Source organism: Streptomyces sp. SudanB182_2057 (assembly GCF_964272715.1).
In the GTDB taxonomy this organism is placed as follows: Bacteria; Actinomycetota; Actinomycetes; order Streptomycetales; family Streptomycetaceae; genus Streptomyces; species Streptomyces rubradiris.
The window spans coordinates 116,726-132,933 of sequence record NZ_OZ186799.1 but is presented as its reverse complement, the minus strand read 5'-3'; the positions used below and the strand labels follow the sequence as shown (position 1 = coordinate 132,933).

8 protein-coding genes are annotated in these 16,208 nt (G+C 71.4%); 2 read left to right on the top strand and 6 right to left on the bottom strand.

Features of this window, described 5'->3' with window-relative positions; translation table 11 throughout:
* Positions 1–42: 42 nt before the first annotated feature.
* On the top strand, positions 43–5,160 hold the full coding sequence (locus tag ACSURM_RS38745; RefSeq protein ID WP_436961378.1) for a type I polyketide synthase: 5,118 nt from the start codon (positions 43–45) through the stop codon (positions 5,158–5,160).
* Between the two features lie 98 nt (positions 5,161–5,258).
* On the opposite strand, the gene ACSURM_RS38740 is transcribed toward ACSURM_RS38745, so the two are convergent.
* The 5 genes from ACSURM_RS38740 to ACSURM_RS38720 are packed head-to-tail and all read right to left on the bottom strand — an operon-like array spanning position 5,259 to position 13,727.
* Positions 5,259–6,602: an NAD(P)/FAD-dependent oxidoreductase gene (locus tag ACSURM_RS38740; protein ID WP_436961377.1), complete on the bottom strand. Its 1,344-nt coding sequence runs from the start codon at positions 6,600–6,602 to the stop codon at positions 5,259–5,261.
* Complete coding sequence (locus tag ACSURM_RS38735) at positions 6,599–6,880, bottom strand: acyl carrier protein (protein ID WP_436961376.1); 282 nt, start codon at positions 6,878–6,880, stop codon at positions 6,599–6,601. Before ACSURM_RS38735 ends, ACSURM_RS38740 begins: the two co-directional genes overlap by 4 nt.
* On the bottom strand, positions 6,877–11,763 hold the full coding sequence (locus ACSURM_RS38730; RefSeq protein ID WP_436961375.1) for an amino acid adenylation domain-containing protein: 4,887 nt from the start codon (positions 11,761–11,763) through the stop codon (positions 6,877–6,879). The genes ACSURM_RS38735 and ACSURM_RS38730 overlap by 4 nt, the downstream gene beginning before the upstream one ends.
* The gene (locus ACSURM_RS38725; protein WP_436961374.1) at positions 11,757–12,512 is read right to left on the bottom strand and encodes a thioesterase II family protein; all 756 of its coding nucleotides are present in this window, start codon (positions 12,510–12,512) and stop codon (positions 11,757–11,759) included. Before ACSURM_RS38725 ends, ACSURM_RS38730 begins: the two co-directional genes overlap by 7 nt.
* A gap of 15 nt (positions 12,513–12,527) precedes the next feature.
* A complete protein-coding gene (locus tag ACSURM_RS38720; RefSeq protein WP_436961373.1) occupies positions 12,528–13,727 on the bottom strand; it encodes a cytochrome P450 in 1,200 nt (399 codons plus the stop codon).
* 146 nt (positions 13,728–13,873) lie between these two features.
* On the opposite strand from ACSURM_RS38720, the gene ACSURM_RS38715 reads away from it, so the two are divergent.
* The gene (locus ACSURM_RS38715; RefSeq protein WP_436961372.1) at positions 13,874–15,082 is read left to right on the top strand and encodes a GNAT family N-acetyltransferase; all 1,209 of its coding nucleotides are present in this window, start codon (positions 13,874–13,876) and stop codon (positions 15,080–15,082) included.
* A 137-nt stretch (positions 15,083–15,219) separates the two neighbouring features.
* Here ACSURM_RS38715 and ACSURM_RS38710 read toward each other — a convergent pair whose 3' ends face one another.
* Entirely contained in the window at positions 15,220–16,167 is a 948-nt protein-coding gene (locus ACSURM_RS38710; protein WP_436961371.1) for an ornithine carbamoyltransferase, read from the bottom strand.
* Between the last annotated feature and the right edge of the window lie 41 nt (positions 16,168–16,208).

Here is a 16,208-nt window from a genome sequence, read left to right as displayed (position 1 = left end):
ACGCACGTCACATGACGACTGTGGAGAAGGCGAGGAGTCCAGATGGAGCACCATCCTTCCGTTTCCGAGGAACAGGAGCCCGTGGCCGTCATCGGGGTCGCGTGCCGGTTCGCCGGTGACGCGGACACCCCGGAGGCGTTCTGGAAGCTGCTGGTGACGGGGCGAGACGGTATCGGGGAGGCACCCGTCGAGCGATGGGAGGCGTACCAGGCACTGGGACCGGACCATGCCGCGGCCGTGCGGCGCGCGGCTGTGCCCGGCGGGTTCCTGTCCGACATCCAGGGCTTCGACTCGGCGTTCTTCGGTCTGACGCCGCGCGAGGCGGAGCTGATGGACCCCCAGCAGCGGCTGCTGCTCGAACTGGCCTGGGAAGCCCTGGAGCACGCCGGGGTCGCGCCGCGCGGTCTGGCCGGTGGCGACACCGGGGTGTTCGTCGGTGTCGGCTCCGACGACTACGGCCGCCGCATGCTGGAGGACCTGCCGCACATCGAGGCATGGACCGGGATCGGCAGCTCGATGTGCGCGGCGGCGAACCGTATCTCCTATGCGCTGGACCTGCACGGGCCGAGCCTCGCCGTCGACACGGCCTGCTCGGCCTCGCTGGTCGCCGCTCATCTGGCATGCCAGAGCCTGCGGGCAGGAGAGTGTTCCCTCGCCCTGGTCGGCGGCGTCAACCTCGTCGTCTCCCCCGGTCTGACCCTCACTCTCCAGGCTGCCGGGGCCACGGCGGCCGACGGCCGGTGCAAGTCCTTCGATGCGTCGGCGGACGGGTACGGCCGGGGTGAGGGCGGCGGTGTGCTCGTCCTGAAGACGCTGTCGGCCGCCCAGCGCGACGGTGACCGCGTGCTCGCGGTCATCCGGGGCGGCGCGGTCAACCAGGACGGCCGGACCAACGGGATCATGGCGCCCAACGGCGACGCGCAGCGGGTGCTGCTGGCCGAGGCCTGCCGCCGGTCGAACGTGGTGCCGGAGTCGGTGAGCTATGTGGAGACCCACGGCACCGGCACCGGGCTGGGCGATCCGCTGGAGGCCGGAGCGCTCGGTGCCGTGTACGGACGGGGCCGCCCGGCCGGTGAACCCTGTCTGATCGGGTCGGTGAAGCCCAACATCGGCCACCTGGAGGCCGGTGCCGGGGTCGCCAGCCTCATCAAGGTGTCACTCGCGCTGGCGAACGAGGAACTCCCGCCCAGCCTGAACTTCTCCGTCGGCAATCCCGCGATCGACTGGGCCGGCTCCGGACTGAGCGTCGTGACCCGGCCCACCCCCTGGCCACGAGGCGACCGGCCACGCCGCGCCGGTGTCTCCGGATTCGGTTACGGCGGAACCATCTGCCATCTGCTGCTGGAGGAGGCTCCCGCGCCGGCCGGACGGCCCCCCGCCGAAACCGCGGCCGCGGCCGCGGCCGGGGAATCGTCCGCTCTGTTCCCGCTGTCGGCCGCCTCCGACGCCGCGCTGCGGGAGACAGCCGGGCGGCTCGCCGACGCGGTGGCCGGGACGGATCACCCGTTGGACTCGGTCGGGCACACGCTCGCGCTGCGCCGGTCCCACCTCGAGCACCGCGCGGCGGTCGTGGCGGCCGGTCGTGCGGAGCTCGTCGCCGCGCTGCGTACGGTCGCCGAGGGCTCCCCCGCCCCCGCGACCACGGCCGGCACGGCTCTGGACGAGCAGGACGCCAAACTGGTCTGGGTCTTCTCGGGACACGGCTCGCAGTGGATCGGCATGGGGCGCGAACTGCTCGAGTCCGAGCCGGCGTTCGACGCGGCCCTAGAACAGCTGGACCCCGTCTTCGTCGAGGAGACCGGCCGGTCCGCACGGGACCTGATCCGCTCCGACGACCAGAGTGACGTCGAACACGTCCAGATGATGATCTTCGTGATGCAGGTGGGTCTGGCCGCCGTGTGGCGCTCCTACGGCGTCACGCCGGACGCGGTGATCGGACACTCCGTGGGCGAGATCGCCGCGGCCGTGGCCTGTGGCGCCCTCAGCCCCGAGGACGGCGCCCGGCTGAGCTGCCGCCGGTCCCGGCTGCTGCGCAAGGTGGCCGGCGCCGGTGCGATGGCGATGACGGACCTGCCGTTCGCGACGGTGTGCGAGCGCCTCGCCGACCGCACGGACGCTGTCGCGGCGATCGCCGCGTCCCCCGTGTCGACGGTGATCTCGGGAAGTCCCGACGCCGTCGAGGCCCTGATCGCGCAATGGTCCGAGGACGGCGTCCAACTGCGGCGGGTCTCCTCGGACGTGGCCTTCCACAGTCCGCAGATGGACGCCCTGGTCGACGAACTGGCGGCGGCCGCAGCCGACCTGTCGCCCCGGCAGCCGGCCGTGCCGATGTATCGCACGGCCCTGCCCGATCCACGCTCCGCCGCGGCCCTGGACGGCTCCTACTGGGCGTCCAATCTGCGCAACCCCGTCCTGCTGGCCGACGCGACCGTGGCTGCCGTCGAGGACGGCTACCGGGCCTTCCTGGAGGTCTCGCCGCACCCCGTGGTGGCGCACTCGATCCGGGAGACGCTCGCCGAACAGGACCTCGACAACGGCTTCGTCGGTCACACACTGCGCCGGAACTCCCCCGAGAGGACCTCGCTGCTCACCGCCCTCGGCGCCGTGCACTGCCGCGGAGCCGCCGTCGACTGGGCCCGGCTGCACCCGGCGGGGACACTGGTCACTCTGCCCACGGTCGCCTGGCAACGACAGCCGCACTGGTACGGCGGTGCCGTCGCGGCCGTGGGCCAGGGCTTGCAGCACGACGTGGAGTCCGGTGCCCTGATCGGATCCGAAGTGGCGGTCGCCGGGGAGCGGTTGCGGCTGTGGCGCACGCTGCTGGACGAGTCCAGCCGCCCGTATCCGGGGCATCACACCGTCGACGGCACCGAGATACTGCCGGCCGCCGTGACGCTCACCTCGTTTCTGGCCGCTGTCCACGGCACGGCCCTCGACGACGTCGTGCTCCGGCTGCCGCTCGTGGTGGCCGAACAGCGGGAGATCCAGGTGGTGGTCTCCGGGAACGAGGCGCGGCTGGCGTCGGCGACCGAGCACGGCGGCTGGCTGACCCACGCCACGGCCGTGGCCGGCGACGGCACGCCCGATCCGGCCCGCCGGATCCGCGGGCTGCGCCCCGCCGACCCCGGGGACGTCCTCCGGCACCTGGCCGCCATGGGGGTGCCGACCATGGCGTTTCCCTGGACGGTCGAGGAACTGCTGCGCGGCGACCACGCGTTGCGTGCCCGGGTCCGCATCGGTCCGGCCCGGTCCTGGGCACCCGTCTTCGATGCCGCGCTGTCGGTCGCTCCCACCGTCTACCCGGGTCCCCCGACGCTGCGCATGGTGGCGGGCGTGGGACGGGTGCGCACCGTGCGACAGCCGCCGGAGACCGCCGACATAGAGGTCACCGAGCAGGACGACGTGCTCGACATCGTGGTACGGGACACCGGCGGTGAGGTGGTCGCGCGTCTCTCCCAGGTGCGTTACGGGGCGCCGACGGCTTTCCTGACGGGTCCGGCGGACCTGGTGCACGAGGTGACCTGGCAGCCACTCAAGGTGGCCACCGGCGCCGACGAGCGCGAGGTGGCCCTGCTCGGCGCCGCCCCCGGCCTGGCGGAGGCGCTGCGCGCCGCCGGAGCGCGCTGCCGGATCCTCGACGGGCCCGAGGATCTGGCCGGACTGGACGGGCCGGTGGACGTGTTGGTGCCGGCGGCGTCGCCGGAGCCGGGTGAGTCCGTCCCCGAGGCGGCCGCGCGATCGGCGTGGCGGATGCTGGAGGCGGTTCGGCTGCTGCCCGCCGCGGGCGGGGCACGGTTGTGGTGCGTCACCACCGGCGTGCGGGAGAGCCGGGAGGAGAGCGGGCTCGCGCAGGCGCCCCTCTGGGGTCTGGGCCGGGTGCTGGCGACCGAGCACGAACATGTGTGGGGCGGGATCCTCGACCTGGCGGGCGGCGATCCGGCCGGCGCCGCGGCCACGTTGCTGGAGGTGATCCGGTCTGCTCCGCGGGAGGACGTGATCGCCGTGCGCGACGCGGTCGCGACCACGGCCAGGCTGCGCCGGGCTCAGTCCGTTCGGACCCATCGGCCGGTGACGTGCCGGGCCGACGGTACATATCTGGTCACGGGCGGGCTGGGGCAGCTGGGCCTGGAGGTGGCCCGCTGGCTGGCCGAACGGGGCGCCCGGCGGCTCGTCCTGGCCGGACGCCGGACCCTGCCGGGCCGAGCGGACTGGGATCAGGCGGCAGAGCCGGAGGTGCGCCGGCAAATCGAGGGCGTGCGCGCGCTGGAGGCGATGGGCGTCACCGTACGCGTCGTGGCGCTCGACGTGGCGGATGCCGCGTCGGCGGCCCAGGCCTTGGTGCACTCGCCGGAAGCACGCGCGATGCCGCCGATCAACGGGATCGTGCACGCGGCCGGGGTCCTGGACAACCGGATGGCGGTGAACGTCGACGAGGCCTCGCTGCGCATGGTGCTGCGTCCCAAGGTTGACGGCGCCTGGGTGCTGCACCGTCTGTTCCAGCCCGGGACGCTCGACTTCTTCGCCCTGTTCTCCTCCTGCGGCCAGTTGCTGGGTCTTCCCGGCCAGGCCACCTACGGTGCGGCCAACGCCTTCCTCGACGCGCTGGCGACCCACCGGGGGGACAGTCTCAGCCTCGGCTGGACGTCCTGGCAGGGGCTGGGCATGGCGGTCAACGACGCGGTCGACCACGGGCTGCGGGCACAGGGCGTCACCCCGGTCTCCGCCGCGCAGGCCTTCGCCGCGTGGGACGTCGCCGCCGGGATGGGACCCGGACACTATCCGGTGCTGGGTGTCCTGCCACTGGAGGGCGGCGCACGGGGGCCGTTGCTGAGCGAACTGGCCGAGGCCCCGGCGGCCGGGGCCGAATCCGCCGGAGAGCCGGCGGACACGTTCGGCGACCTGGCGCCCGAGGAACTGCGCCTGCGGCTGCTGGAGTTCGTGGGCGAGCAGATCTCCCAGGAGATGCGCCTGGCGGCGACGGCGCTCGACGTCCGGCGCCCGCTGGTCGAGCAGGGGATGGACTCGGTGATGACCATCATGGTGCGGCGCCGTCTGGAGAAGCACTTCCGGCAGCCGTTGCCGTCGGCGCTGCTGTGGAACCGGCCGACGGTGACCGCCATCGCCGAGCACCTCGTGGGGCAGCTCACCGCTGCCCGCTGATGCCGTGACGCGAAAGGGGCGGTACGGCCGTAGGCCGTACCGCCCCTTCGTCCTGGGAGGCCGTGTCCGGGGACCGGCCTCCCAAGCCTGAGGCGGGCTCAGAAAGCCGGTGCCGAGGAGGGGGCGCGCAGTGTTCCGAGGTAGGGGTGCCACAGGTGGTCGGGGTTGTTCTCCACGGCCTCGACGACCTCCCGCATGGCACGCAGCGCCCTGGGCTCCTCGTCGTCGTAGACGTCGCCCTGGAGCATCTTGAGCACGTCGATGCGGTACTGGGGATCCTGGACGAAGGCGGTGAAGAGCACGTTGAGCCGGTAGTAGATGGAGATGAACTCGTACCAGTAGCGCACCGCCCTGCGCAGTTTGTTCTCGTAGGCGGAAAAGCGCGCCTTTCCGTAGTCCCCGGCCTCGTGCGCGGCTATGACGTCCTTCGAGGCCAGCCGGGCGCTGTTGAGTGCCACGCTGACACCACTGGAGAAGATCGGGTCGACGAACCGCGCCGCGTCACCGATCAGCAGGAACCGGTCCCCGCAGATCTGCTTCATCGCATAGCTGTAGTCGCCCTCGGCCTTGAACGGCCTTATCTGCCGGCAGGTGCGCAGGGCGTCGTGCAGGTCGGAGCGGCTGCCGACGAGGTCCCAGAAGAAGTCGGCGCGGTCGGCCGCCGCTTTCCTGAAGCGTTCTTTCTGCGTGACCACGCCGATGCTGGTGATGTCCTCCGTGATGGGGATCTGCCAGACCCAGGTGTTCTCGACCGGCAGGAAATGGACGAAGATGTGGTCGGCCTGCTCGTCCTTTCCGGCCAGTGCCTGCCGGTCGAGCCCCTCGAACCAGGTGTGCACGGCGTACTGGTCGAACACCGGGTCGGAGACCTTCACCTTCAGCTGTCGGCCGAGCAGCGTCTGGCGGCCGGAGGCGTCGACGACCATGCCCGCCGTCACCGTCAGGTCGCCCGGACCGACCCGGCACGAGAGCCTGACCTGGTCAGGGTCGGAGAAGTCGACGTGCCGCACCCGTGCCCCGTTGATGACGGTGGCTCCCTGAGCGGCGGCGTGGGCCAGCAGGATCGCGTCGAACCGGCCGCGGTCCACGTGGAAGGTGTAGTCACGGTCGACGCCGGGTTGGTCACGCTCCACGAACTGGACTTCGGCGTCCCAGCCGTGGTTCAGGCCGCCGTAACCGAGCAGCGGGATGTCCCGCGTCTCGGCGGACGTCCAGGAGGCACCGTACTTCTTCGGGAAACCCGCCTCGTCGATCTTCGGCAGGACACCGATCTCCGCGAGGACGGGTGTCGTCGCGGGTACGAGTGACTCTCCGACATGTTCCCTGGGGAAGGTCTCGCTCTCCAGCACGCAGACCGACAGTCCCGCGCGCGCGAGATAGCTGGCCATCGTGGAGCCGGCGGGGCCCCCACCGATCACCGCGACGTCGTAGTCGGCTTTCATCCTGCGGCCCCCTCGCCGGCAGCCACGGAGGACGCCTCGACGACAGCGCGGGCGATGGACCGGATGTCGGCGAACGTGTGGGCGTCGATCCGCGCCAGCGGAATGGCCGCACCGAGGTTGTCCCGGATGAAGCCCAACAGGACGGCGACCCGGAGCGAATCCAGCACCCCTGACTCGACGAGCGGGGTCTCCTCGGTCAGAGAAACCTCCTGCCCGCCCTGCAGAAACTCTTCCGTTATGAATTTCTCCAGCGCATCTTTTATTTCTTGCTCAGTCATTCCTTCGCATCCTCTCTTGTCCGGCGTGTGGCCGCGATCAGTTCCTCATGTGACATCCGGTCGACCTCGGCGCGGAATTCCGCCTCCACTACCGCGGCCAGTTCCGTCACGGTTCCTCCTTCGAATACGACCCGCATGGGCAGGGTCACCTCGAAATCCGTCTGAATGGCCGCGACGAGCCGGATGGCGAGGATCGAGTTGCCGCCGCTGGTGAAGAAATTGGTGCGCGCCCCCACGGGTGCGCCGAGCAACTCGGAGAAGATCTCCGCGATGCGTTCCTCGACGATCCCCTGCGGCTCGGCAGGCGCCTCGTCGTCCTCCGTGGCTCGGGGCGCCGGCAGTGCCGCACGGTCGAGTTTGCCGTTGGCGGTGAGCGGCAGGGCATCCATGATCATGATGTCGGTGGGCACCATGTAGGCGGGGAGCCGTCGCGCGCAGTACTCGGCCAGTTCCTCCGGCCGCGTGCCCGTACGGGCGGCGCAGTGGGCGACAAGGCCGTTGCCAACGGCCGTCACCACGGCGTCGCGCACCTCCGGGTGGTCGCGCAGCACCGCGGTCACCTCTGCCGGTTCCACCCGGTAGCCGCGGATCTTCACCTGCTCGTCACGGCGTCCGGTGAAGTCGATGTCCCCGCCGGGCAGCACGCGGGCGAGGTCCCCGGTGCGGTACATCCGGGAGCCCGGCGGCCCGTAGGGGTCGGGCAGGAAGCGCTCGGCGGTCAGCGCCGGGCTGTTCGCGTAGCCCTGGGCGACACCCGTCCCGCCGACATACAGCTCACCGACGGCGTCCACCGGCGCCGGCCGCAGCGAAGCGTCGAGGACCCGCAGGGTGACGCCGGGCAGCGGCCGGCCGATGGGCACCGTGGTGCGGCGCACGGGAGCGGACACCGGGTAGACGCAGGCACCCACGGAGGTCTCGGTCGGCCCGTACTCGTTGATCAGGCGGCCCGGGCCCAGGGCGCCGGCCCACAGGTCCGCCAGCGTCGGGGGCAGCGCCTCCCCCGCGACGACGATGGCGTCGGCCAGGCCGGGTATCCGGTCGGGCGGAATCTGGTGGGAGAGGATCTCCAGGTGTCCGGGAGTCAGCTTGATGAAGGAGAACGGCGCGGCGGCCGAGAGACGGGCACCCAGTTCCGCCAGATCCAGGTCCTGCGGCAGAAGGTGGACCGGACGGCCCGCCAGCAGCGGGGCCCAGAGATTGGGCACCACCAGGTCGAAGGCGATGGAGGAGAACAGCGGGGCGCCGCTCCCTGCCCGGCCGGCGAGTTCCTCGACCGCCCAGCGCACATGGCCGGCCAGCCCGGCATGGGTGATCACCACGCCCTTGGGCCGGCCGGTCGAGCCGGACGTGTAGATGACGTAGGCGGGCAGGTCCGGGTCGGCCGGGCGGCCGGCAGGGCTCGCCGAAGCCTCGGGGAGAGCATCCGCGCGCACGATCTCGCCGTCGTGGATCCCGCGCATGCGCCGCTCGTGCCTCTCCTCGGTCAGCAGGATCCGGATCCCCGCGTCGGCGAGCATGTAGCCCATGCGTTCCGCCGGGAATTCCGGGTCCAGCGGGAGATAGGCGGCGCCGGCCTTCCAGACGGCCAGGAACGCGACCGGCAGGTCGATCCCGCGGTCGAGCAGGACTGCCACCACCGACCCCGGCCCCACGCCGAGCGCGCGCAGCCTGTCGGCCAGGCGGTCGGCGCGGCTGTCCGTCTCGGCGAAGGAGAGCGCCGTGTCGCCGGCGACCACCGCGACGGCCTCGGGCGTGCGGGACACCTGCCGCTCGAACAGGTCGAGAACGGATCCCTCGTAGGGGCTCCCGGGCGCCGCACCCCACGCGGTCAGGGCCGTGAGTTCCTCCTGCGGTGCCAGGTCCAGCGCGTCGAGCCGCGAGTCGGGGGCTGTCACGGCGGAGCGCAGCAGCGACCGGAAGTGGCCGGCGAGCCGGGCGATGGTGTCCTCGTCGTACAGCGCGGTGGCGTACTCGAACAGAGCGAGCATGGATCCGTCGTCCCGGTTTCTGAGGTACAGGGTGAGATCGGTCTTGGCCACCCGGGACGCCTCGATCATGCTGGCCAGGTCCTCGGCGCCCTCAGGAGCCCCGCTGAGTCCGGCACCGTGATAGTCCAGCGCCACCTGGTACAGCGGCGTACGGGACAGATCGCGCTCCGGTGCGAGGTCGGCGACCAGCCGGTCGAACGGGAGTCGCTGGTGGGCCAACGCGTCGGCGCACATGTCGCGCACGTCGGCGAGTGCCTCGGCGAAGGTGCGCTGCGGCTGCAGCCGGCAGCGCAGCACGAGGCTGTTCAGGAAGAACCCGACCACGCCGTCGAGTTCCGGCCGGTCACGGCCGGCGACCGGGGCGCCGACCGGAACGTCCCATTGGCCGGTGTGGCGGGCCAGCAGCGTGCCGAACGCCGTCAGCATCGTCATGAACGGCGTCGCGCCCGTTGTACGGGCCAGCCCGTCCAGGGCCGTTACGACCTCTGCCGGAATCGTCAGACTCAGCACCGCTCCGCGTGCGTCCCGGCGCCGGGGCCGCGGCCGGTCGGTTCGCGGTGACAGCGCGACCACCCCGTCGAGGGCCTTCCGCCAGTACTCCAGTTCGGTGGCCAGCACCTCGTCGGTGAGGACTGCACGCTGCCAGACCGCGTAGTCGGCGTACTGCACCGCGAGTGGGGGCAGGACGGCCGGCGCTCCGGTGGTCGCCGCGCTCAGGAACTGCCGGAAGTCTCGCTCCAGCACCGCGGACGACCAGCCGTCGCACGCGATGTGATGGATGAGGAGGACGAGTGTCTGCCTGCCGGACGGCTCGCGGAACAGCAGAGCCCGCAGCAGTGGCCCCTCTTCCAGGTCGAAGCCGCGCCGGGCGTCCTCGTCGAGCAGCTCGCCGATCCGGTCGCGCGCGGTGTCGATCAGCCGGAGACCCACCGGTCCGGGCGAGCCGATGTACTGGACGGGCTCGCCCCCCTCGACAGCGAACCGCGTCCGGAGTGCCTCGTGCCGCTCCACCAGCGCGTCGAGAGCGGCACGGATCGGCTTCTCGCCGGCATCGGACGGCACCGGGAGGAACACCCCGGACACCCATTCCCGCCCGGTCTCGTCCATCGCGTGCTGCAGCCAGATCCGGTGCTGTCCGTACGACAGCGGCAGTGCGCCGGCGCGCGGCACGGGGCGCACCGCGGGGGCTGCGGGACGGGCCGACTCGAGCAGCCTGGCCTGTGCGGCCGGGGTCGTCGCCGCGAGGAGATCGGCCGGTTCAACGCTCCGGCCCGCGGCCGTGGTCAGCCGGTGGGCGAGCCGCACCAGTTGCAGGGAGGAGCCGCCCAGCTCGAAGTAGTCGTCGTGCCGCCCCACGTACTCCACGCCGAGCAGTTCCCGCCAGAGTCCGGCGACGAGCTCCTCCGCCGGGCCGGGTGTCCCGGTGTCCTCGCTCCGCTCCACGGGGGGCAACGCGGTCACGTCGACCTTGCCGCTGGACGTGGTGGGAAGGGCGTCCAGCGCCACGAAGGCCGCCGGGAGATAGGCGGCGGGCAGCCGCCCGCGCAGATACTCCGCGAGCCCGTCGGTACTGGTGCCCGGTCGCAGGCACACATAGGCGGCGAGCCGGGTGGTGCCGTTGGCCGCCTCGTAGGGGGCTACAGCCGCCTGCCTCACTCCGGGATGTCCGAGCAGCGCCGTGGTCACCTCTCCCGGCTCTATCCGGACACCGTTGATCTTGATCTGGTGGTCCCTGCGACCGAGGTAGTCAAGACCGCCGTCCGCCCGCCACTGGCCGAGGTCGCCGGTGCGGTACAGGCGGGTTCCGGGCGCGCCGCCGGGGTCGGGCACGAAGCGTTCCGCGGTGAGCGAGGGGTTGCCCAGGTAGCCGTGTGCCACGCCGGGGCCGCCCGCGCAGATCTCGCCGCTCTCGTCGAGGACCACGCGCATACCCGTGACCGGTGCGCCGATCGGCACGAGCCCCGTCCGCTGCAGGGGATCGAAGCGGTGCGCGGTGATGTCGACGCATGCCTCGGTCGGGCCGTAGGTGTTCCACACCTCGACCTCGCCGGCACCGTCCTCGACCGCGCGGAGAAAGCGCTGGACGAGGTCGGCGTACAACGGCTCCCCGCCGGAGGTCAGGACGCGCAGGTCGGCACAGGCCTCCCAGCCGGGCTCCGCCACCAGCGCGCGGAGCACGGACGGCACCACCTGCAGCACCGTGATGCGGTGCTCCGCGACCGCGCGCACCAGGGCCGCGGGGTCGCGTTCCGCTCCCTGCGGTGCCAGGACAACCGTGCCGCCGCTGGCCAGCGGAGCGAAGATCTCCCAGCTCGCGGCGTCGAACGTGAGCGGTGTCTTCTGCAGGATCCGGTCCCGCGGTGTGAGGGCGTGGACGGTGACGCGCCAGCGGACCGTGTTGGCGATGGCGTCGTGGCCGACGACGACGGCCTTGGGCCGTCCGGTGGAACCCGAGGTGTAGATCACGTAGGCAGGGTGATCGCCGGAGGCCCGCGGTCCCGGGCCGGGGCTGTCGTCGCCGGCCGTGTCCGGGTCGGGGGCGAGCGTCAGCACGCCGGGCACCGGGTCTCCCGGCGGCTCGTCGGCCAGCAGTACCCCGGCACCGCTGTCGGCAAGCAGCGTCGCGGTGCGGTTCCACGGGTCAAAGGGGTCGAGCGGCAGGTAGGCTGCGGCCGCTTTCCACGCCGCCAGCAGCGCGACCACCATGCTCCGGCTCCTCGACAGCCGGACGCCCACGGGCCTGTCCGGGCCCGCGCCGGCGTCTCGGAGCCGCCGGGCCATGCGGTTCGACTGCCGCTCCAGGTCCCGGTAGGTGAGGGAACCTGCCGTGTCGACGACCGCGATGGCCTCGGGTGTGAGGGCAGCCTGACATCCGACGAGTTCATGGATCAGCATCGGGAACGCTCCCGTCCGGTATCCCAGTCGAGCAGGACGCGCGCGAGTTGTGTCAGCGCGTCATCGAAGTAGAAGTGGCCCCCGGGCAGCACCTGGATCTCGAAGGAACCGACGGTGAGCTTCGCCCACCGGGCCGCGTCCGCGGGCGAGACCGTCTCGTCCCGGTCGCCCGTGATCGCGGTGACCGGACAGCTCAGCGGAGACCCGGGCGCGTACTCGTAGCCACGGATCGCGTCGAAGTCGTGGCGCAGCGTGGGCAGTGCCATCCGCCACACCTCCTCGTCCTCCAGGACGGTGGCGTCGGCCCGGCCCAGAGAGCGCAGATAGGCGCGCAGTGCCTCGTCGTCGAGGACTTCCAGGTCGGCGGGCCGGCGTTCGAAGGGCGCCTTGGAGGCCGAGACGAAGAGGTGCGCGAGCGGTGACGGATAGCGCGGCCGCAGCCGCCGCGCGGTCTCGAACGCCACGGTCGCCCCCATGCTGTGCCCGAAGAAGGCTGTGGGCCGGCGCAGCCGCGGGGTGATCTCCGCGGCGATGTGGTCCGCCAGCGCCACCAGGGCCGGCAGCGGTGGATCCGCTATCCGGTCCTGCCGCCCCGGGTACTGCACGGCGATGAGTTCGACGGACGGCGGCAGCAGCGTCACCCAGTCCCGGAACGCGCTGGCCGCGCCTCCGGCATAGGGGAAGCACACCAGCTGAGCCGTGGCCTCGGGCCGGGGCGCGAAGGTGCGCAGCCACCGGGACTCCACCATCTGGTTCCCTCCGGGTCAGCGTACGGGTGTGAACTGGATCGGCAGCCGTCGCAGGAAGCGGAAGTTGGCGCTCTCCAGCCAGGCCTGTTCCGTCTCGGCCAGGCGCAGGTCATCGGTCCGCCGCAGGAGCGTCGCGATGGCGATCTCCGTCTCGGCGACCGCCAGAGCGGCGCCGAGGCAGTAGTGGATTCCGTGTCCGAAGGACAGGTGGTCGTGTGCCTTGCGCCGTACGTCGAGCCGGTCCGGGTCCGGGTAGTGCCGCGGGTCCCGGTTTCCGGCGCCGAGGACGAGCGCCACCGAGTCACCCGCCCGTATCTGCCGGCCCCCCGCCTCGAGATCGGCGAGTGCCACCCGCGACGTGAACTGCACCGGGCTGTCGAAGCGCAGGAATTCATGGGCGGCGTTGGCGGCCAGCTCCGGACTCTCCCGGAGCAGGCGCATTTGGTCGGGGAAGGCGGTGAGGGCCAGCACCGCGTTCCCGATGAGGTGCGTCGTGGTCGCCTGCCCGGCGTCGATGAGCAGCAGGAAATTGGCGAAGATCTCGTTCTCGGTGTAGTCGGCCTCGCCGAGTTGTCCTGCGATCATCCGGCTGAACAGGTCCTCGGCGGTGCCCTCGCGGCGGGCACGCTGGCCCTCGGCGAAGGTCTCACGCAGTGCCTTGATCCGCGGTACCTGGGTCTGGGACTGGGTGAAGAACTCGTGCAGCAGCCCCTGCCAGTTCTCGATCTGGTGCGCGTGGGTCTGCTCGATGCCCGCCAGCCGCCGGATGACGTCTCGGGTCAGTGGCTCGGAGAAGTCGTGGATGACGTCCATGCGGCCGCTCGGCAGGACGCGGTCGAGCAGCCCGTTCACGGTGTCCTCGATCACCGGCCGCATCTCGCGGACGAACCGGGGCGTGAGCCCGGGGCGGATGAGCCGTCTCAGCTTGGTGTGCCGCGGTGGCTCGTTGAAGAGCATCATGTCGGCGAGCGCGTCTCTCAGCGGTGCGAGACCGGCCCGGGTCTCCGCGGGAAGCTGCTCGTAGAAGCTGTCGATACGGGCGCCGGAGAGCCTGGGGTCCTTCGACAGCGCTGCGATTTCCGCATGATCGAGGACGATCCAGGCCCGCATCCAGCGGTCCCACTGAACGGGCCCGTCCTTCCGTAATTCGCGGTACAGCTCGTACGAATCACTCCATTCACCGTCGAAGAGTCGAAGCAGGCTGGGGGAACGCACAGAATCCACCCCACCACCGTTCCGGCCAACTCTATATTTTCCCCCTACGACGCCTATCCCGACTGGGCCGGATCTCCGCATATAGAGCCGTCATAGCCGGCTTCCGGAGAATTCGACGGAGTATCGTCACTCAGAGGGGGCGGCGGATGGCCGACATCGACGTCCGGATTCTGGAGAACGCGGAACACCGCTCCGCCCACGACATCGCCGGGGCGGCCCACCACAATCCGCCCGTGTCCGACGCGGCGTGGGCGTACCTGCGCGATCTGCGCGAGCCCGGACTGACGCTGGGCGCGTTCCGCAGCGGAACACTGGTGGCCACGACGCATCTGCTGCGCTCGCACCTCGCGGTGCCCGGCGGATCGGCCGTGCCGATGGCTGCCGCGACCGGCAGCGGCGTGCGAGCGGACCACACCCGAATGGGCATCTTCACGCGGCTGAAGCGCGAACAACTGGCGCTGGCCGCACAGCAGGGGTTCGCCATCGTGGGCAACATCGTCAGCGAGGCGACCATCTACGGCCGCTTCGGCCACGGCGTCGGCACCATGTCCCGCGCGCTGCGGCTGGACCCGCGGCAGGCCCGGATGCGGCCGGAGGTTCCCTCCGGCGGGGACGTCCGGCTGATCGACCCGGAGACCTCGCTCACCCTACTGCCCCGGCTCTACGAACGGCTGGGCCCTTACCGGCCCGGGGTGATCGGACGGTCCGGGCTCTGGTGGCGGGCCAAGTGGGAACGGCTGGTGCGCTCGGGCAAGTGCCCTGTGGTCGCGGTCCACGCGGGTGCGGACGGTGACGACGGCTTCGTCGTGTACGAGACTCGGCAGCGCGAGGATTCCGGGTCTCGGGTCACGCTGATGGTGACCGACTTCCACGCCGCGCGTCCGGAGGCGGTGGCGGGCCTGTGGCGTTTCCTGCTGGGCCTGGACCTGGTCGAAGAGGTGTGCGTACGGCGCAGGCCGACCGACGAACTTGTGGAGGGAATGCTGGTGAACTGGCGGGCGTGCCGCACCCACACACTCAACGACGACCTGTGGCTGCGGTTCGTCGATCTGCCGGCGGCGCTGAACGCGCGTGCCTACGGCGACGGCGATCCCGTCGTGCTGTCCGTCACCGACGAGTTCCTGCCCGGCAACGCCGGGAACTACCGCGTATCACCCGCGGGTTCGGAGCAGACCTCGGAGGAGGCGCAGTTGTCCGTAAGCGTCCAGGCTCTGGCCATGGCCTATCTGGGCACGACGAGCTTCGCGAATCTGGCCGCGATCGGTGGTCTGCGCGTGCACGACGGCAAGGCGCTGCCGAACGCGGACCGGCTGTTCGGTGCGCGTTCGGCAGCGTTCTGCGGGACCGTCTTCTGAATCTGCCGAGTGGTGGACCAAGGCCGCCCCCGGCGGCGTACGGCGGCTTCGGTCTCGCCGCGCCGCCTTCACCGCGCAGGCCAGGGGGCGGGCGTGGGGTGGCCAGCGCCTCCCTCAGGCCGGTTCCCGCCCCGCGCTCAGCGGGTGGCCTTCGGGCAGACCCCGCGGCACCATTCGAGCACAGCCATCGCGCTGTGCATCTTGTTCTCGGCTTGGTCAAGCGCCATGCTCATCGGTCCGTCGAGCACATCGGCGGTCACCTCTTCGCCCCGGTGCGCGGGCAGGTCGTGCATGAACATGGCCTGCGGACTGTCCTCCCATAGACGGGAGGTCACCTGGAACGGGGCGAAGTCCTGCCGCCAGTCGGCCGAGGGCTTGGTGGTGCCGGTGGTCTGCCAGCGGGTGGTGTAGACGACGTCCAGGGACTGGGGCAGGTCGTCCATGTCATGGCGTTCGGCGAAGGACGAGCCGGCCGCGGTCGCCAGCGCCTCGGCGCGCGCCCGCACCTTCGCGCTCAGACCGTAACCAGGCGGGGTGCGCAGTTCGAGCACGACGCCGGGAAACCGGGTCAGGGCCAGCGCCAGTGCGGCGGCCGTGTTGTTGCCCTCGCCGACGTAGCAGACCCGCAGTCCCTCGACCGTGCCGAACCGCGCCTGCATGGTGATCAGGTCGGTGAGCGCCTGGGTGGGGTGCTCCTCCTGGGTCATGGCGTTCACCGTGGCCATGTTCTTCTGTGCCGCCCAGGCCGCCAGGGAGTCCTGTGTGCGCCCGGTGCGGATCACCATCACGTCCAGCATCCGGGCCAGCACCCGGCCGGTGTCGTCGAAGGTCTCCCCCGTGTTGGTCTGCAGATCCCCTGGCCCGAAGGGCACGATCTGGGCACCCAGCCGGAGAGCCCCGGCCGAGAACGCGGTACGGGTACGGGTCGAGGTCATCTCGAAGAAGACGCCCACGACGTCCCCTTCCAGCGGCAGCGAGCGTGCGGCCCGGCCGGTGGCGTGTGCGACACCCCGTTCGACGATGTCCCGCAGATCCGAGTCCGACAGGTCATCCGTGGAGACGAGGCTCCGGTATTCCCGTTCCATGTCCAGTTCTCTCCCTAAAGATGCCGACTCCAGGCTGTTGA

Bases quoted from the DNA above. Each gene is read 5' to 3' on its own strand.
- ACSURM_RS38735 (WP_436961376.1), bottom strand. From the start codon at position 6,880: ATGACTGAGCAAGAAATAAAAGATGCGCTGGAGAAATTCATAACGGAA.
- ACSURM_RS38710 (WP_436961371.1), bottom strand. From the start codon at position 16,167: ATGGAACGGGAATACCGGAGCCTCGTCTCCACGGATGACCTGTCGGAC.
- ACSURM_RS38745 (WP_436961378.1), top strand. From the start codon at position 43: ATGGAGCACCATCCTTCCGTTTCCGAGGAACAGGAGCCCGTGGCCGTC.
- ACSURM_RS38740 (WP_436961377.1), bottom strand. From the start codon at position 6,602: ATGAAAGCCGACTACGACGTCGCGGTGATCGGTGGGGGCCCCGCCGGC.
- ACSURM_RS38715 (WP_436961372.1), top strand. From the start codon at position 13,874: ATGGCCGACATCGACGTCCGGATTCTGGAGAACGCGGAACACCGCTCC.
- ACSURM_RS38725 (WP_436961374.1), bottom strand. From the start codon at position 12,512: ATGGTGGAGTCCCGGTGGCTGCGCACCTTCGCGCCCCGGCCCGAGGCC.
- ACSURM_RS38730 (WP_436961375.1), bottom strand. From the start codon at position 11,763: ATGCTGATCCATGAACTCGTCGGATGTCAGGCTGCCCTCACACCCGAG.